Raw genomic sequence first — 16093 nt, forward strand, 5'->3', positions numbered from 1 at the left:
AGAGGGGGGTTCTCGGGGCGGTGCAGGAGGAGCGCTGCGGGACGCTCCTCCCCCGGCCCGTCGCGCGGGGGCGCTCCGGGCCGGGTGGAGAGGGGATCAGCTCGCGAAGGTCCAGGTGAGCGGGAGCGAGGCGGACAGGCCCTGGTAGGCGTTGGTGGCCGACGAGTCGAGGGTCACGGCGATGGAGAAGGGGGTGGAGGTGCCGGGGGTGACCGGGGCGGTGTTGAGGGTCTTGACGGCCGAGCCGGCGAGGGTCGCGGCGGTGCCGGTGAAGACGGTGGTCCCGCCGGAGGTGATCACGACGTTGAGCTTGCCGCAGAAGTCGGTGGCGGAGCCGGAGGCGCCGGCCGCGACGTTGTTGCTCTGCGAGCAGGTGGCGCCGGGGGTCAGCGTGAAGGTGTTGGCGTTGACGGTGCCGGTGTTCTTCAGCGTGATCGCGGTGGTGACGGTCTGGCCGGGGACCATCGTGGTCGATCCGCCGAACTTGTTGATGGTCGCGCAGGTCGCGGTGTTGGTGCTGATCGAGCCGCCGTCGGTGCTGAGGCAGGTGATGGGGCTGGCGCCGGTCGACTTCTCCTCCATGACGAGCGAGCCGGAGGCGGCGGTGTTGCCGGTGTTGGAGATGCTCGCGACGAAGCCGGACAGGGTGCCGGACATCGAGACGGAGAGGAGAGCGGCGGCGGCGATGCTCGTCGCGATGGCGAGGGGAGCGAAGCGGACGCGCTTGGACTTGGCGGTGTGGGTCGACATGGCAGGACTCCTGATCGGGTGGGGCGGGCTGATGCTGAAGGGGGAGGGTCCGGCTGGTGTTCCGCCGAACTCGATTGACCGCTAAGTTACTTGATGGCAAAGATACATTGCAATCGTTCTTTCACCCCCTGTCCGGGTGACAGGCCGGGACCCCCGAGGGCGACCCGTACGATGACCCCAGCCCTACCCCGAGAAGGACGAATGACCACCGAGAGACCGACCCCGCGCGACGTCGACCAGGACGCGCCCGCCGTGCAGCTGCGGCAGTCGCTCCGCCTGCTCGAGAACGCGCAGCGGCACCTCCGCGCGAGCATCGCCGCGGGCGTGGGCGTGGGCATCTCGGAGCTCACCGCGCTCGAGGTGCTCGGCGAGTCGCCCGACCTCACGCCGAAGTGGCTGGGTCTCGAGCTCTCCCTCTCGACGGGCGCCGTGACCGCGCTCCTCGACCGGCTGGCGACCGCCGGCCACGTCGACCGGCTCGCCAACCCGCAGGACCGCCGCAGCGTCCTGCTGCGCCTCACCGCCTCCGGGGAGCATCTGCTCGCGCAGGTGGACGAGCGCTACGACGAGGTCAGCGCGGAGGTGCTGAAGGCCTCCCCCGGGCTGAACGGCATGGCGGACGACCTGGCGCGTGCCGCCGCGGTCATCACCGCGCACACGATCCGCTGATCCGCGCCAGTCGCTAGGAGTCCAGCGCCCGGGTCAGGGTCCAGACGTTGCGCCCCTCGGAGCGCTCGTGCTCGAACGTGGTCGTCAGAGCCTGGATGAGGGCGAGCCCGCGGCCCGACTCGGCGAAGACGTCCGGCATCTCCCGCGGCCCCGTGCCGATGTCCGGAGGATCGGCCGTGTCGACCAGCTCCGCGTGGATCGCGTCTCCCTCGACGCGCACGACGAGGCGGCAGACGATCGTCGTCGTCGACGTCGCGTGCTGGATGACGTTGTCGACCAGCTCGACCAGCGCCGTCTCGACGGCCATGCGGTCGCGGGCCGGCAGGTCCGGGCGCTCGCCCCAGAGCTCGGCGAGCATCTCGTGGACGACCTCGGTGTCGTCCGGGGGCGTGCGGAACCCGACGCTGCGCTCAGTCACGGTACGCGTCGCCGGCCGTGTCGAAGAGGGTGAGCACCCGGTCGAGGTTGGACAGCTGCAGCACCATCACGACCTGCTCGCTGGGCGCCGCGATCCGCAGGTCGCCGCCCGCCTGCCGCGCGGTCTTGAGAGCGCCGACCAGGGCGCCGAGGCCGGAGGAGTCCATGAACGTCACCGCGCTGAGCTCGACGACGATGCGGGGGCTGCCCTCGTCGATCGCCCGGCGGACGGCCGAGCGCAGCTCCGGAGCCGAGGCCGCGTTGAGCCGCCCCTCCCCCCGCAGCACGGCGATGTCGGGGGCGGTCGTCTCGGTCGTGAACGTCATGCGGGGTCCTTCTCGGCGGAGCGGTCGGCGCCCGTGCGGGTCAGCACGAGGGCGGTGATGTCGTCGGACGCGGAGCCGGAGGCGGCGAGCGCCCTCAGCGCCTGCAGGAACGCGGCGGAGTCGGCGGAGTCGCGGGCGAGATCGACCGCGCGCGCCAGGGACTGCAGCGTCCCGTCGTAGAGGTCGAGGACGCCGTCGGTGAAGGCCAGGAGCGAGTCGCCGACCGCGAGCTCCACGGTCTGGGTGATCCAGCCGCCGTCCTCCGCGATGCCCAGCGGGAGGCCCAGTGCCGCGAGCCGCTGGAACGAGCCGTCGGCGCGGAGGAGGACGGTGAGCCCGTGGCCCGCGTCGACGAAGTCGATCCGGCCGGACGCGGTGTCGAGGCGCCCGTGGAAGAGGGTCGCGAAGGTCTCCGTGGCCGTGAAGTCGTCGTGCAGCTGGGCGCTCACCGCGCTGACGACCGCGTCGGGGTCGCCGCCCAGGCGCGCCCGGAACGCGGAGCGGATCGAGGCGGCCACGATCGCCGCTGCTGTCCCCTTGCCCATCACGTCCACGAGGGTCAGGTCGACCGTCTCGTCGTCGCCGCGCCAGCTGTAGAAGTCGCCGGTGATCGTCCACCGCGGCAGCGAGAGCCCCGAGAGCTCGTAGCCGGCAGGGTGGTGGAGGGAGGAGGGAGCCATCTGCGTCTGCATGTCGGCGGCGCGGTCGCGCTCCGCCGTGTCGCGCAGCTCGCGCTCGACCCACTCGCCGAACTCCTCGAGCAGCTGCCGCTCGTCCGGGGTGAGGCTCCGGGGCACGAAGTCGATGAGGCAGAGGGTGCCCAGCTGCAGGTCGCCCTCGACCGACAGCGGCCGCCCGGCGTAGAAGCGGACGTGCGGGTACCCCGCGACGTGCTCGTGCCCGGCCCACGCCTCGTCGGCGCCGAGGTCCGGCACGACGAAGGTGGTGCGCTTCTCGAGCGTCGCGTCGCAGAAGGTGCCGGCGCGCGGGTAGGCGAGCACGGCGTCCGGACGCTGCGGGGACTTCGTGAACAGCGTGGTGTCGTCGAGGAAGTGGATCTCGGCCACGGGCACGCGGAACAGCTCCTCGGCCATCCGTGTGATCCGGTCGAAGCGCTCCTCCGGAGCCGACCCCATCATCTCGAGCGCCTCGAGCGCCACCAGCCGCGGATCCTGCTCGGCCTCGATCATCCGTGCCCCCTTCCCCCTGCGCGCCGCGCCGGGACTCCCCGGAGCGCACACGCACCTCCGACCGTATCGCCCCGCTTGACGGGTGGGGGACCTTCGGCGCCTCTGTACCCCTCACGGGGTACGGCTGTCGCAGATCGCGCGGTCGGGAGCGTCGGCGGTGGCCGATCCCGGCCGTCCTCGCCTCCGCCTCTTGCCGCCGGACGGAGCGGACCCCTACTCTTCACCCGACGCTCCCCCGGCGACCCGCGAGCGCCCGAAGCCCGCAGGCTCGTGGGCGTCGCCTCAGGAGCGCCCGTGCCCACCCAGCCGCGTCCCCTCCGCCGATCGCGCGCGGAGACGAACCGACCCTCTCGATCCGACGCGCCCCGGCGCGGGAGCCCGCTCGCTGCGGCGCTCCTGCTGGTGACCGCCCTGATCCTCCCGCTCGCCGCCGCGCCGACCGCGTCCGCCGTCGACCCGGCGGGCGACGAGTACGACGCGATGCGCCTCGGCCTCGTCGCCGACCTGACGGGCACGATCCCGGGCAGCGCGAGCGTCGGCGGCCTCGCCGCGGCGAAGGGCCGCCTCGTCGCCGAGGCCGAGGGCTACTGGTCGACGCTCGAGACCGACGGCGGCGAGCCCTGGCCCGACCTGGTCACGGGCACCTCGGCGGTCGAGGTGTGGGCCGCCTACAAGCGGGTCACCGTCCTCGCGACCGCGCTGAAGACCCCCGGCACCGCCCTCAGCGGCGACCCGGCGCTCCTCCGCGACGTCGTCACGACCGCGGACTGGCTCTCGGCGAACCGCTACAACCGCTCGACCACCGGCACCTCCCGCTGGTGGGAGCAGCAGATCGGCATCCCGCTCGAGCTGAACAGCATCACCGCCCTCCTCTACCCCGACCTCTCGGCGGCGCAGGTGCAGGCCTACCTGTCGGCCTCGACGCGCTTCGCCGACACCGTCACCCGGACCGGCGCCAACCGCGTCTGGACGGCGGCGGTCATCGCCGGGCGGGCGGTGCTGCTGAAGCAGCCGGCGAAGATCGCGGAGGCGGCCGCCGGCATCGACCCGGCGCTTCGGACGGTGGCGTCCGGCGACGGCTTCCACGCCGACGGCTCCTTCGTGCAGCACAGCGTCTTCGCCTACAGCGGCGGGTACGGGCTCTCGATGCTCGACACCCTCGACGACCTGTACGCGCTGCTCGACGGCTCCCGCTGGGAGATCACGAGCCCGGAGGGGCTCGGCGTGTACGACCGGCTCGCCTCCTCCTTCGCCCCCGTCACCTGGTGCGGCGCCGTGATGTCGACGGTCCGCGGCCGCGAGACCGCGCGGGCGGAGTCGGAGGACGGCGACGTCGGAGTCCAGCTGCAGGCGGCGGTGCTGCGCCTCGCCGACAGCGCCCCGCCCGCGGCCCGGACCCGGACGAACGCGCTGGCGAAGAGCTGGCTGGCCTGCAACGCCGGCAGCCCCGTGAGCATCGAGACGGCCGGATCCGTCAGCGACGTCGTGCGCGCGCGGCTCGTCCTCGCCGACACGGGCCTGACCGCGACCCCGATCGGCTCGGGCGTCCGGGCCTTCGCCGGCATGGACCGCTTCACGCGGACCACGGCGACCTCGGGCTTCGCCGTCGGCCTGTCGAGCACGCGGATCGCGCGCTACGAGTCGCTCAACGGCGAGAACCGCAGCGGCTGGTACACCGGCGACGGCGCGACCTCGCTCCACCTGGGCAGCGGGCGCCAGTACGACGACGGCTACTGGGCCACGGCGAACCCGTACCGGATGCCCGGCACCACCGAGGACACGATCGTCCGGAGCGCGGGCGAGGGCGCGTCGTCCCGCCCGACGACGACCTTCACCGGGAGCCTCGAGAGCCCGTCGCGGCGGACGGGGATCGCGGCGCTCGACTTCGACGCGGCGTCGGTGAGCCTGGTCGCGAAGAAGGCCTGGTTCACCTTCGACGACGAGATCCTCGCGCTCGGCTCCGGGATCACGGCGACCGACATGTCCGGGACCGGCTGGGACGGGGCGCGCCGGCGCGCGGAGACGGTGATCGACGACCGCCGCGACGTCGCTCCCGATGCGAGGCTCCGCGTCGACGGCGTCCTCCGCGGTGCGGAGGCGACCGCCACGAGCACCGCCCGCTGGGCCTCGATCACCGGCTCCGCGGAGTCGGTGGGCTACGTCTTCCCGTCGCCGGTCGCCCTGACCGCGCAGGGACGGACCCGCACCGGAGCCTGGAGCGCCGTGAGCACCGCCGGTCCGACGGCGCCGGTGACCGGCCACTACTACTCCCTCACGACGAGCCACGGCACGAACCCGACCGGCGCCTCGTACGCGTACACGGTCCTCCCCGGCGCCTCCGAGGCGGCGACCGCCGCGTACGCGGCGGACCCGGACGTGACCGTGCTCAGCAACACACCCCAGCTGAGCGCCGCCCGCGACCGCTCGACCGGCACCGTGAGCGCCGTGTCGTGGAAGGCCGGGACCACGAGCCCCGTGCTCGTCGGAGGCACCCGGGTCGCGAGCATCACCGGCGCCGGACTGGTCTCGATCCGGGAGGACGCGGACACGGTGACCGTCTCGACCGTCGACCCGACGCAGGTCTCGACGAGCGCGCTCACCGTGACGCTCGCGCGGCCGACCGCGGGCACGGTGTCCTCGAGCGCCGCCCTGAGCGTGACGAGCAGGACGAGCACCGCGACGACGATCACGTTCCGGCCGAGCGGGCTGAAGGGAGCGACGGCGTCCATCGTGCTCGCGAAGAGCGCCACCACCCCTGTGCCGACGGCCGCGCCCACGCCGACCGCGACCGCCGCGCCGACCTCGACCTCCACGCCGACCGCCACCGCGACGCCGCTCACCGCCGTCGGAGCCGGCACCCACCAGAACGGCTCGCCGGCCGTCGCCGTCACGGGCACCTGGTCCACGACCTCCTCCTCCGCGGACAGCGGCGGCGGCGTCTCCTTCTCGTCGACAGGGGGCGCCTCGGCGACCCTCCGCTTCACCGGCACCGGAGTCTCGTGGGTGAGCCGCCGGTCCAGCACGTCCGGGATCGACGAGGTCCGCCTCGACGGCGTCCTCGTGGCCTCGGTCGACCGCTACAGCGCCACCACCCGCTCCGCCCAGACCGTCTGGACCAGCGGGACCCTGCCCGCCGGCACCCACACCGTCACGATCACCCGCGGCAGCACGCGGAATGCGGCGGCGACCGGGGGCAACCTGATCCACGACGCCTTCGTCGTGAGGGGCTGACCGCCCGGCTACCACCGGCCGCGGTGCCTGGCCAGGCCCTCGCCCGGCGACGGGCGGGCCCGTAGCGTCGCCCGGACCGATCGACCCGCCGGGGTCACGACGAGAGGACGCGCCATGAGCAGCACGAGCGACATGATCCGGAGCCACCCCGAGGAGCTGCGCGGCGTCGATCCGGAGGTCCTGGCCGAGTGCATCGACGCGTGCGGCGCCTGCGCACTCACCTGCACCGCCTGCGCCGACGCGTGCCTCGGCGAGGAGTCGGTCGCCGAGCTGGTCCACTGCATCCGCACCGACCTCGCCTGCGCCGACGTGTGCGCCGCGACCGGCGCCGTGCTCTCACGCCGCGGCGTCGTCGGATCCGCGGCCGTCCGCGCCCTCGTCGAGGCCTGCCTCCTGGCCTGCCGCGCCTGCGCCGACGACTGCGAGCAGCACGCCGGGATGCACGAGCACTGCCGGATCTGCGCCGAGGCCTGCCGCCGCTGCGAGCAGGCGTGCGAGAGGCTGCTCGCGCAGCTCTGAGCGCGGGCTCCACCGCGGGAAACCTCCCCCACCGGACTCGACGGGCGGCTGTCAACCGTCCTGCCCTGAGCGTCCGGCGCTCCTACGGTCGGTGGCGAGCACGGCGTCGTCGGGGCTCGGAGCGATCGCAGGCGGTCCTTCCGTCCCCGACGATCCGCAGACGCTCGAGATGGAGGACGACCGTGGCCCAGACCAGCACCGAGCGCGACCGCACCGCGCCCGACCCCGACGACTCCCGCAAGCCCGACGGACCGACCGAGGTCACCAAGCGCTCGTGGGGCTATGTCCTCAAGAAGACGCTCCGCGAGTTCGGCGCCGACCAGTGCACGGACATCGCGGCGGGGCTGACCTACTACGCCGTCCTCGCGCTGTTCCCCGGGCTGCTCGCGATCGTCTCCATCCTCGGCCTCTTCGGCCAGGCCGAGACGACGACCTCGACGGTCCTCGACCTGCTCGGCGGATTCGTCTCCGCCGACGTCCTCGACACGGTCCGCGGCCCGATCCAGGAGCTCACCTCCAGCCCCGCCGCCGGTCTGGCGTTCGTCACCGGTGTCCTCGGCGCCCTCTGGTCCGCCTCCGGCTACGTCGGCGCCTTCGGCCGCGGCATGAACCGCGTCTACGAGATCGACGAGGGCCGCCCGATCTGGAAGCTGCGCCCCACGATGCTCGCCGTCACGCTCGTGACGGTCCTCCTGCTCGTGATCGCCGGACTGATCCTCGTGCTCAGCGGACCCGTCGCGCAGACCATCGGCGACGCCGTCGGCCTCGGCGAGGTCGCCCTGACCGTGTGGAGCATCGCCAAGTGGCCGGTCCTGATCGCGATCATGGTCGTGATCGTCGCGGTCCTCTACCACTGGTCGCCGAACGTGCGGCAGCCGAAGTTCCGCTGGACCAGCATGGGCTCGATCCTCGCCCTCGTCGTCTGGGCGCTGGCGTCGGCCGGCTTCGCGTTCTACGTCGCCAACTTCAGCAACTACAACAAGACCTACGGCGCCCTGGGCGGTGTGATCGTCTTCCTCCTCTGGCTCTGGATCACGAACCTCGCCCTGCTGTTCGGGGCCGAGTTCGACGCCGAGCTCGAGCGCGGCCGCCAGCTGCAGGCCGGCATCGAAGCCGAGGAGCACATCCAGCTCCCGCCCCGCGACACCCGGCAGAGCGACAAGAAAGCCGAGAAGCACGCCGAGGACGTCGCCGACGGCCGCGAGCTCCGCGAGAGCGCCGGACACCCGGAGCGATGACCCCGATCGGGCGGGATCTCCCGGCCCATTAGAGGAGCCGCCTCCCCGCGGCAACCCTCTTGAGGGCCCGCGGGCGGCGCGCGGAGGCTGGACGCATGCGGAAACTGCACTACTCCAGCGGCCACCTCCTCGTCGGCGACCTGACCTGCAAGGCGGTCCTCCGGTACGCCCGGGCCCTCGCGGACGTCAACAAGTCGGACGTCGTCTCGGTGCCTGTCCTGACCGAGGGCGGCGGCCGCGCATACGCCCACCTGCTGATCGGGCCGGCGAGCCAGCTCTGGTCGCTGCCGATCGACAGCAGCGAGGTGGAGGAGCCGGACGACGCGGAGGTCATCGCCCACATCGAGCTCGAGACGCGCCGCATGCAGCCGGCCCGCCCCTCCTGGAGCGAGGAGATGACGGACATCCCGCCGCTGGACTTCCTCGAGTACACGGACATCGCCGACCTCGAGGACGCCCGGCGCGACCCGATGGACTAGGCCGCCGCCGGCTCCTCGGTGGAGCGGGAGTCGCTGAGGGACAGCGAGCCGATCGTCGCGATCACGCCGACGAGGACCGCCACGACCAGGAAAGCGACCCGCTCACCCGCGAAGAAGCTCCGGACGAGGTCTGCGCTCCACGCGCCCGCCGGGAGGGTGGTCGCCACCAGTGCGGCGATCAGCGTGCCGACGACGGCCGTGCCGATGCTGGTGCCGATCTCCTGGGCCGTGTCGTTGAGCGCCGCACCGATCGACGTGCGGTTCGCGGGCATCGCCTCGACGAGGGCGACGGCGCAGATGGTCATGATCGTCCGCAGGCCCACCGTCATCACGACCATCATCACGGCGATCGCGAGGTAGCCCCGGTCCACCGCCCAGGACATCCCGAGCAGCGCGCCGACCAGGAGCCCGGTGCCGATCAGGCAGGCCGCGCGGTGCCCCAGCTTCGCGGCGAGGCGCTCGGTGATCGGAGTGGCGGCGAGCATCGTGACGATGACGGGCAGGTTCGCGAGGCCGGCGCGCACCGGACTCCAGCCGTAGGCGTACTGGAAGTGCAGGATCAGGCCGAACAGGACGCTCGCGAAGGCGACCGAGGCGCCGAGCTGCGTGAGCGCCGCTCCCCGCGCGGGGCCGGCGCGGAAGATCGCGAGGTCGATCATGGGCGAGACGGCGCGGCGCTCGCGGACGACGAATCCCGCGACGGCGGCGACGGTGCCCGCGGCGCAGGCGATCGTGAGGAGCGACAGCCAGCCGTTCTCGACTCCGCTGGTGAGCGTGTAGCAGCCGAGCCCCACCGCGGCGACGGTGAGGGCGGTCCCCGGCAGGTCGAGCCGACCGGAGGTGAGGTCGGCGCGCTGGTCCGCGGGGACTCCGAGGCGCACGCCGATCCAGACCAGCAGCGCGATCGGGGCGTTGACGACGAGCAGCCACTGCCAGCTGACGGTGCTGAGGATCGAGCCGCCGAGGAGGGGGCCGAGGACCATGCCGGACATCCCGACGATCATCACGATCGTGATCGACCGCATGCGGAGCCTCTCGTCGTCGAAGAGCCGGAACACCAGCGACATCGTGACGGGCGCCATGGCGGCCGCGGCGCAGCCGAGCGCCGCGCGGAGGGCGATCAGCTGGCCGATGTCGGTGACGAGGACGACGGCGAGGCTGATCAGCCCGAACGCGGCGAGGCCGGTGAGGAGCACGCGGCGGCGGCCGAACCGGTCGGCGGCGGACCCGGCTGTCAGCAGCAGCCCGCCGAAGGTCAGGGAGTAGGCACCGGTCACCCACTGCAGTCCGGCGGTCGACCCGTCGAGTGAGCGTCCGATCGTCGGGAGGGCGATCGAGAGCAGCGTGTTGTCGACCATCTCGACGAAGAACGCGAGGCAGAGAGCGGCGAGCGGGAGTGCCGCGGAGCGGAGGGAGGTGTGAGCGCGGGACTCGGCGGAGGTGGTCGTCGGAGCGGACATCGAGGCGCCTTTCTATCGAACGCCGTTCGACTCTCGTACGGCGTTCGATAGTATGGAACGCCGTTCGGTAAGATGCAAGCCATGCCTGCAGATCGCCCGACGGAGACCGCTGCCGCGCCCTCCCCCGCCCGGGGCCGCCGCCGAGCGTCGCACTCGCTCGACACCGTGCTGGCCGAGGCGATCGCGATCCTCGACGAGTCCGGGGAGTCGGCCCTCACGTTCCGCGCGCTCGCGGCCCGACTCGGCGGCGGCGTGGCGAGCATCTACTGGTACGTCGGCAGCCGCGACGAGCTGCTGGAGCGGGCGACCGACGAGGTCATGGGTCGGGTCCTCGCAGACAGCGAGCCGCTCACCCACGGGCCGGACCCGATCGACAACGTCCGCGGCGTCGCGCTGGCCCTCTTCGACGAGTGCGTCCGCCGACCCTGGTTCGGCCTCTACATGCTCCGCGCGACCGGGGTTCAGCCCAACTCGATGGCGATGTACGAGCGCCTCGGGCAGCAGCTCATGGCTCTCGACCTGACGCCCCGGCAGCGGTTCCACGCCGTGTCGTCCATCGTCAGCTACGTCGTCGGAGTCGCGGCCGACCTGGCGCAGCCGCCGCCCCGCGAGTTCCTCGAGAGCGGGATGGAGAGGGGCGAGTTCCTCGAGCACCTGGCCGACCGCTGGCGCGCCCTCGATCCGGAGGAGTTCCCCTTCGGCCACCACGCGGCCGACGTCATGGCGACGCACGACGACCTCGACGTGTTCCGCTCCGGCCTCGACCTGCTGCTGGCCGGGCTCCGGCTGCAGGCGGGGCGGGGCTGAGGCCGGGTCAGCTCCTTGAGGTCCGCCGGATCGCGACCACGGTCACGTCGTCCGCCAGCAGCCCCTCGGCCGCCAGGCGGGTGACGCCGGCGACCGCGTCGGCGGCGGTCGCGGGGGCGGCGACGGCCGCGTCGGCCACCCGGTCGAGGGCGGCGAGGGAGCCGTCGAAGAGGTCCAGCACGCCGTCGCTGCAGATCAGCAGCAGGTCGCCGGGGTGGAGCCGGAGGCCGGTCGGCTCCCACTCCTGCGTGCCGAGGAGGCCGAGCGGCAGGTGGGCGGAGGGGATGCGCTCGCGCGACCCGTCGGCGCGGCAGACGATCCCGAGTCCGTGCCCGGCGTCGACGAGCGCGATGTCGCCGGTCGAGGCGCTGAGCCGCAGGTGGAGGAGCGTGACGAACGCGTCGTTCGCCGACAGGTCCGGCTCGACGACCCGGTCGATGAGCGCCATCGTCGCCGCGGGGCCGAGAGCGGGAGGAGTGACGCGCAGGGCGGCGCGGACCGTGGCCGCGATCATCGCGGCGCCGACCCCCTTGCCCATCACGTCAGCGACGGTGACGGCGAGCCCGTCGGGCGTGCAGCGCCAGTCGAAGAAGTCGCCGCTCACCGTCCCGCTGGGCACGCAGGCGCCGGCGACGTCGTAGCCCGGGAGGTCCGGGACCGAGCGGGGCTCGAGCCGCCGCTGCACCCTCTCGCCGTCGGCGAGCTCCTGCCGCGAGCGGGCGGCGCCGGCGGTGAGCATCTGCGCGACCTGCTCGCCGCTGAGCGAGGCCATGCTGAACGACACCACGACCAGCAGCACCAGCGTGATCAGCGTGGTGGTCGGGGTCCCGAACCAGGTCGCGAACAGCTCGCTGCGCAGCCCCGCAGCCAGGAACACGGCGAACCGGAGCGCGTAGTAGAGGGAGAGGGCGCCGGAGCTCAGCAGCAGCGGCCAGCGCGTGCGCGAGCGTCCGGCGCCGAGCAGCGCGATCTCGCGGGTCGACAGGCCGATGAGGAGCGCCATCGAGGCGAGGTAGAGCGGCCCTCCCGACCAGTCGTTGACGGCGGGCGAGTCGAGGCTGGACACGCCCGTCACCACCACGGTCGGAGCGACCACCAGCCACCACGGCGTCGGCCTGCCGCGGAGGGAGCGGCTCGCCGCCCAGACCGCGGCGGCGCCGGCCACGATGAGCCCGTTGCCGAGCGGATTCGCCCACACCTGGTCGGCCGTGCCGTCGCGGAGGTAGGCGAGCGAGCCGCCCATGAACAGCGCGAGCGCCGTGCACCACCAGAAGCTGAAGGACGAGCGTGTCGACCGGTAGGTGACCAGCGCGAACAGCAGGAAGAGGGTGAGGGCGGTGACCCCGAAGGCGACGCGGAGGGTCGTGGCATCGAGCAAGGCGGGTCCGTGGCCCTTCCAGGAGACCGAGCGGCGGAGCGGCGGACGGGCGCCGTGATCAAGGGGATCCTGGCACGGCGCGCGGGCCGCTCGGGGCGCGCCGTGGAGGCCGGCCCCGGGGATCCGCGGCAGTGCGGCCCGTCCGCCCACCCGACGGGGGGAGCAGGAGGGGGGGCTCGCACGTTCGAGGAGGAACCACCGCCCTCGCGCTCGATACAGCATCGCGTGTACCGTCGCTCCCGTGCCCGCCACCGCGACCCTCACCCACTCCGCTGCTCTCGCGCGCCTCGGATCCGCCCTGGCCGACGAGACGCGGTCCCGGATCCTGCTCGCGCTGCGAGAGGCTCCGGCCGTCCCCTCCGACCTCGCGGACGCGCTCGGGGTCTCGCGGCAGGTGATGTCGAATCAGCTCGCGTGCCTCCGCGGATGCGGGCTGGTGGAGGCCGTGAAGGACGGCCGGTACACCTGGTACCGGCTGGCCGAGACCCGGATCGCCGGGGCGCTCGACCACCTGCTCCGCCTGGCCCTGGTCGTCGATCCGGACTGCTGCTCCGGCGACGACTGCCGCTGCGCATGAGCGCCCTGCGCGCTCCGCTCCTCCCCGCCCGCCGCCGCGTGCTGCAGAGGCGCATCCGCTGGATCGTCGGCGCGACCATCGCCTACAACGTGGTGGAGGCGATCGTGGCCCTCGCCGCCGGGACGGTCGCCTCGTCCACCGCACTCGTCGCCTTCGGCCTCGACTCCGTGGTGGAGGTGCTCTCCGCCGCGGCCGTCGCCTGGCAGTTCTCGGGCCGCGATCCGGAGGCGCGCGAGCGCACCGCTCTGCGGGTGATCGCCGTCTCGTTCCTCGGCCTGGCCGCGTTCGTCGCCGTCGACTCGATCCGGGCGCTGCTCGGATTCTCGGAGGCCCAGCACTCGCCCGTCGGCATCGTGCTGGCCGCCGTCAGCCTGCTGGTGATGCCCGCGTTCTCCCTGCTCGAGCGCCGGACCGGCCGCGAGCTCGGCTCGGTCTCGGCCGTCGCGGACTCGAAGCAGACGCTCCTCTGCTCGTACCTCTCCGCCGCCGTCCTGGTGGGCCTGCTGCTGAACAGCACGCTCGGATGGACGTGGGCCGACCCCGTCGCCGGCCTCGTGATCGCCGCGGTCGCCGTCCGCGAGGGCCTGGAGGCCTGGCGCGGCGAGTCCTGCACGACGCCGATCTCCGCGCTGACGAGGGAGGACTCCGAGGCCTGCGGCTGCTGCTGACGGGGCGGGACGGCGCAGGTCCGACGTGGACGCCCGCGCTCAGGCCTCGAAGGGCAGCCTCTGCACCTGGCTGATCAGCGGCTCGGCGAACCCGGGGACCCGCACGACGATGCGGAGGGCGGAGTAGGCCGCGGTGAGCGTGGCGGGGATCCGGGCCCGGAAGATCCCCGACGCGTCGGTGCTCGGTCGGAAAGCCGTGACCCAGGCGTCCGTGCCGCGGGGAACGCCCTGGAACTCGAACTGCTGCTGGAGCGGCGTCCCGTCGCCGGCGAGGAGCTCCAGGAAGACGTCGCCCGAATCGCCCACGCCCGTGAAGAAGACGTAGAGGGTGGGAGCCGCCGAGGTCGACGCCATCGCGGCGGGAGCGCCGACGACGGCGATCACGACCGGAGCGGCCCACGCGGCCTGCACCAAGGAGCGGCGCCGCGGATCGGCGACAGCGGGGCGATCGGAGCTGAGCGGCATGCCGGGTCCTGTCGGATCGGGAGGGAGGCGCGGAGTCGCTGCGGAGAGCGGCCTCCCCAGTCTGAGGTCAGCCGCCCGCTCGCACACGGATCAGGGCACCCCCCGTTCAGCACCGCGGAGACGCCGATCAGCAGATCTCCCGGCACCCCTCACCGACGGCCTGCCCGCGCCTCGACGACGTGCCGGCACCCGATCCCGCCGCGCTCCAGCTCCTCGCGCTCGCGGCGGAGCCCGACGCGGACCCGCCGCGCCTCGGCCAGCGGCAGCACCGCCTCCGGATCGACGGTCGCCAGCAGGACCGCCGCCCGCGACCTCGTCGCCACCCGCACGTCGAGGCACGGCGTCTCCTCGGCGAGTCCGAGCAGCGCGGCCACCAGCAGCTCCAGCTCGACCGCCGTCGCGTGGAGCACCAGCACCCGCGAGGCCGGGCTCGACGGGCGGCGGACGAGGAGCGTCGCTCCGGTCATCGTCGCTCCCCTCCGCCGCCCCGGCCGCTCAGGAGCCGCTCGAGATGTCCGCGACGGCCTCTCCGACCTCCGCGGCGTCGACCGCCTTCGCGAGGTCGGCCTGCGCGATCATGCCGACCAGGTCGTGCCCGTCGATCACCGGCAGTCGGCGCACTCGGTGGCGGCGCATGGTGTCGAGCGCCTCGGACGCGTCGTCGTCTGCTCCGATCGTGACGACCTCGCCGCCGGCCAGCGAACCCGCGGTGACCGAGGAGGGATCCCGCCCCTCGGCGATCACCTTCACGACGATGTCGCGATCGGTGACCACGCCCTTCAGCCGCTTGTCGGAGCCGCAGATCGGCAGTGCTCCGACGTCGAGGTCGCGCATGGTGCGGGCCGCCGCGTCGAGGGTGTCGTCCTCGCCGACGCACTCCGCCCCGGGGGTCATGATGTCGCGTGCACGCATGGGTTTCCTTCTCTCGTCCTGCTGCGGTGCGATCTGCACCGCACCTCCATCCGACGACTCGGGCACCCGGCCGGGGAGAGGGTTGCCACGCGCGCGTCGGCGGGTCAGGAGGCGCCGGGGCCGCCGGGGATGAGAGGGTTGCGCGATGTCCACTGCGAGCGTGCCGTCGCCGCGCGCCGGAGTCCGGACCCGGCGCTTCCGGCGCCTCGCCCGCACGGGCTTCGCCGTGAACGGACTGATCCACCTCCTGATCGGCGGCCTGGCCCTGCGCGTCGCGGTCAGCGACGAGACCTCGCGGGAGGCGGACGCGTCCGGAGCGATCGGGCGCATGGCCGACTCCCCCGTCGGGCTCGTGGTGGTCTGGGCCGCGCTGATCGGGCTGGTCGCGCTCGGCCTCTGGCAGCTCTCCCTCGGCGGGCGCTCCTCCGCGCCGGGGCTCCCCGCCCGCCTGGGCCGCCGGATCGTCGAGTCGGGCAAGGGCTTCGCCTCGCTCACGCTCGCGGGCACCACGCTCGTCTTCGCGCTCGGCGGCTCGACGAGCTCCTCGGCCACGATCCGCCGCATCAACACCGAGCTGCTGACGAGCACGGTCGGCGTCGTGATCCTCGTGATCGTCGGCGGGATCGTGCTGGGCAGCGGGATCGGCTTCGTCGCGATCGGGATCCGGCGCGGCTTCCGCAAGCTCGTCCGCATCCCCGAGGGCCCGACGGGGACGGCCGTGCTGATCCTCGGCGCGACCGGCTACATCACGAAGGGGCTCGCGCTCGGCCTGGCCGGCGGGATCTTCGTGGTCGCGGCGCTGACCGGCGACGCCCGCCAGGCGACCGGGCTCGACGGGGCCATCCGCTTCCTCGACGTCCCTCCGTACGGCACGATCGCCCTGACCCTCGTCAGCGCGGGACTGGTCATGTACGGGCTGTTCCTCGTCGCCCGGGCGAAGCTCGCGAAGCTCTGAGCCGACGCGGCAGTCGTTCACAGTCGCCACCCATATCGCTGAGTATCGTTCG

Annotated in this window: 18 protein-coding genes; 9 read left to right on the top strand and 9 right to left on the bottom strand. The window is 73.3% G+C overall.

What is annotated here, in order from left to right:
• Positions 1-96: 96 nt before the first annotated feature.
• The gene (locus C5C39_RS15470) at positions 97-750 is read right to left on the bottom strand and encodes a hypothetical protein (RefSeq protein ID WP_104224276.1); all 654 of its coding nucleotides are present in this window, start codon (positions 748-750) and stop codon (positions 97-99) included.
• Positions 751-951: 201 nt separating this feature from the next.
• Between C5C39_RS15470 and C5C39_RS15475 the strand changes: the two genes are divergently transcribed.
• Positions 952-1419 carry a MarR family transcriptional regulator gene (locus C5C39_RS15475; RefSeq protein ID WP_104353796.1) on the top strand — a complete coding sequence of 156 codons (468 nt, stop codon included), beginning with the start codon at positions 952-954 and terminating at the stop codon, positions 1417-1419.
• A 13-nt stretch (positions 1420-1432) separates the two neighbouring features.
• Here the strand turns inward: C5C39_RS15475 and C5C39_RS15480 are convergent, their stop codons facing one another.
• The 3 genes from C5C39_RS15480 to C5C39_RS15490 are packed head-to-tail and all read right to left on the bottom strand — an operon-like array spanning position 1433 to position 3352.
• Positions 1433-1837, bottom strand: coding sequence for an ATP-binding protein (locus tag C5C39_RS15480; RefSeq protein WP_104351403.1), 405 nt, complete (start codon positions 1835-1837; stop codon positions 1433-1435).
• Positions 1830-2162, bottom strand: a complete 333-nt coding sequence (locus tag C5C39_RS15485) for an STAS domain-containing protein (protein ID WP_104227127.1) — start codon at positions 2160-2162, stop codon at positions 1830-1832. The genes C5C39_RS15480 and C5C39_RS15485 overlap by 8 nt, the downstream gene beginning before the upstream one ends.
• Positions 2159-3352: a PP2C family protein-serine/threonine phosphatase gene (locus tag C5C39_RS15490; RefSeq protein WP_104353797.1), complete on the bottom strand. Its 1194-nt coding sequence runs from the start codon at positions 3350-3352 to the stop codon at positions 2159-2161. Before C5C39_RS15490 ends, C5C39_RS15485 begins: the two co-directional genes overlap by 4 nt.
• Positions 3353-3754: 402 nt before the next feature.
• Here C5C39_RS15490 and C5C39_RS15495 point away from each other — a divergent pair, with 402 nt between their 5' ends.
• From C5C39_RS15495 to C5C39_RS15510, 4 genes are all read left to right on the top strand, one after another.
• Positions 3755-6583: a polysaccharide lyase 8 family protein gene (locus C5C39_RS15495; protein WP_146083962.1), complete on the top strand. Its 2829-nt coding sequence runs from the start codon at positions 3755-3757 to the stop codon at positions 6581-6583.
• A gap of 114 nt (positions 6584-6697) precedes the next feature.
• Positions 6698-7102 carry a four-helix bundle copper-binding protein gene (locus C5C39_RS15500; protein WP_104255963.1) on the top strand — a complete coding sequence of 135 codons (405 nt, stop codon included), beginning with the start codon at positions 6698-6700 and terminating at the stop codon, positions 7100-7102.
• A gap of 182 nt (positions 7103-7284) precedes the next feature.
• Entirely contained in the window at positions 7285-8340 is a 1056-nt protein-coding gene (locus C5C39_RS15505; RefSeq protein ID WP_104353799.1) for a YihY/virulence factor BrkB family protein, read from the top strand.
• Between the two features lie 95 nt (positions 8341-8435).
• Positions 8436-8819 carry a hypothetical protein gene (locus C5C39_RS15510; RefSeq protein ID WP_104227132.1) on the top strand — a complete coding sequence of 128 codons (384 nt, stop codon included), beginning with the start codon at positions 8436-8438 and terminating at the stop codon, positions 8817-8819.
• Here C5C39_RS15510 and C5C39_RS15515 read toward each other — a convergent pair.
• Entirely contained in the window at positions 8816-10279 is a 1464-nt protein-coding gene (locus C5C39_RS15515; RefSeq protein WP_104269623.1) for an MFS transporter, read from the bottom strand. The two genes, C5C39_RS15510 and C5C39_RS15515, sit on opposite strands and share 4 nt — an antisense overlap.
• Before the next feature lie 81 nt (positions 10280-10360).
• Here C5C39_RS15515 and C5C39_RS15520 point away from each other — a divergent pair, with 81 nt between their 5' ends.
• Positions 10361-11086 (top strand): TetR/AcrR family transcriptional regulator, encoded by a 726-nt coding sequence (locus tag C5C39_RS15520; RefSeq protein ID WP_219813348.1) that lies wholly within the window; start codon positions 10361-10363, stop codon positions 11084-11086.
• 7 nt (positions 11087-11093) lie between these two features.
• On the opposite strand, the gene C5C39_RS15525 is transcribed toward C5C39_RS15520, so the two are convergent.
• Positions 11094-12464 carry a PP2C family protein-serine/threonine phosphatase gene (locus C5C39_RS15525; protein WP_104353801.1) on the bottom strand — a complete coding sequence of 457 codons (1371 nt, stop codon included), beginning with the start codon at positions 12462-12464 and terminating at the stop codon, positions 11094-11096.
• 241 nt (positions 12465-12705) lie between these two features.
• Here C5C39_RS15525 and C5C39_RS15530 point away from each other — a divergent pair, with 241 nt between their 5' ends.
• Both C5C39_RS15530 and C5C39_RS15535 read left to right on the top strand, forming a co-directional pair.
• Positions 12706-13041 carry a helix-turn-helix transcriptional regulator gene (locus C5C39_RS15530; protein ID WP_104234042.1) on the top strand — a complete coding sequence of 112 codons (336 nt, stop codon included), beginning with the start codon at positions 12706-12708 and terminating at the stop codon, positions 13039-13041.
• The gene (locus C5C39_RS15535) at positions 13038-13709 is read left to right on the top strand and encodes a cation diffusion facilitator family transporter (protein ID WP_104353802.1); all 672 of its coding nucleotides are present in this window, start codon (positions 13038-13040) and stop codon (positions 13707-13709) included. The genes C5C39_RS15530 and C5C39_RS15535 overlap by 4 nt, the downstream gene beginning before the upstream one ends.
• A 39-nt stretch (positions 13710-13748) precedes the next feature.
• Here C5C39_RS15535 and C5C39_RS15540 read toward each other — a convergent pair whose 3' ends face one another.
• The 3 genes from C5C39_RS15540 to C5C39_RS15550 form a co-directional block, all read right to left on the bottom strand.
• Positions 13749-14174: a hypothetical protein gene (locus C5C39_RS15540; RefSeq protein WP_104227139.1), complete on the bottom strand. Its 426-nt coding sequence runs from the start codon at positions 14172-14174 to the stop codon at positions 13749-13751.
• 149 nt (positions 14175-14323) lie between these two features.
• Positions 14324-14641: a hypothetical protein gene (locus tag C5C39_RS15545; protein WP_104353803.1), complete on the bottom strand. Its 318-nt coding sequence runs from the start codon at positions 14639-14641 to the stop codon at positions 14324-14326.
• Positions 14642-14669: 28 nt separating this feature from the next.
• Positions 14670-15086 carry a CBS domain-containing protein gene (locus tag C5C39_RS15550; protein WP_219813349.1) on the bottom strand — a complete coding sequence of 139 codons (417 nt, stop codon included), beginning with the start codon at positions 15084-15086 and terminating at the stop codon, positions 14670-14672.
• A 145-nt stretch (positions 15087-15231) separates the two neighbouring features.
• Between C5C39_RS15550 and C5C39_RS15555 the strand changes: the two genes are divergently transcribed.
• Positions 15232-16041: a DUF1206 domain-containing protein gene (locus C5C39_RS15555; RefSeq protein WP_104317449.1), complete on the top strand. Its 810-nt coding sequence runs from the start codon at positions 15232-15234 to the stop codon at positions 16039-16041.
• Positions 16042-16093 lie beyond the last annotated feature (52 nt).

Source organism: Rathayibacter sp. AY1F3 (assembly GCF_002931975.1).
In the GTDB taxonomy this organism is placed as follows: domain Bacteria; phylum Actinomycetota; class Actinomycetes; order Actinomycetales; family Microbacteriaceae; genus Rathayibacter.

Coding starts and splice junctions, on each gene's coding strand:
- C5C39_RS15490 (WP_104353797.1), bottom strand. CDS start 3,352: ATGATCGAGGCCGAGCAGGATCCGCGGCTGGTGGCGCTCGAGGCGCTC.
- C5C39_RS15540 (WP_104227139.1), bottom strand. CDS start 14,174: ATGCCGCTCAGCTCCGATCGCCCCGCTGTCGCCGATCCGCGGCGCCGC.
- C5C39_RS15515 (WP_104269623.1), bottom strand. CDS start 10,279: ATGTCCGCTCCGACGACCACCTCCGCCGAGTCCCGCGCTCACACCTCC.
- C5C39_RS15485 (WP_104227127.1), bottom strand. CDS start 2,162: ATGACGTTCACGACCGAGACGACCGCCCCCGACATCGCCGTGCTGCGG.
- C5C39_RS15535 (WP_104353802.1), top strand. CDS start 13,038: ATGAGCGCCCTGCGCGCTCCGCTCCTCCCCGCCCGCCGCCGCGTGCTG.
- C5C39_RS15500 (WP_104255963.1), top strand. CDS start 6,698: ATGAGCAGCACGAGCGACATGATCCGGAGCCACCCCGAGGAGCTGCGC.
- C5C39_RS15520 (WP_219813348.1), top strand. CDS start 10,361: ATGCCTGCAGATCGCCCGACGGAGACCGCTGCCGCGCCCTCCCCCGCC.
- C5C39_RS15475 (WP_104353796.1), top strand. CDS start 952: ATGACCACCGAGAGACCGACCCCGCGCGACGTCGACCAGGACGCGCCC.
- C5C39_RS15555 (WP_104317449.1), top strand. CDS start 15,232: ATGTCCACTGCGAGCGTGCCGTCGCCGCGCGCCGGAGTCCGGACCCGG.
- C5C39_RS15545 (WP_104353803.1), bottom strand. CDS start 14,641: ATGACCGGAGCGACGCTCCTCGTCCGCCGCCCGTCGAGCCCGGCCTCG.
- C5C39_RS15510 (WP_104227132.1), top strand. CDS start 8,436: ATGCGGAAACTGCACTACTCCAGCGGCCACCTCCTCGTCGGCGACCTG.
- C5C39_RS15550 (WP_219813349.1), bottom strand. CDS start 15,086: ATGCGTGCACGCGACATCATGACCCCCGGGGCGGAGTGCGTCGGCGAG.
- C5C39_RS15470 (WP_104224276.1), bottom strand. CDS start 750: ATGTCGACCCACACCGCCAAGTCCAAGCGCGTCCGCTTCGCTCCCCTC.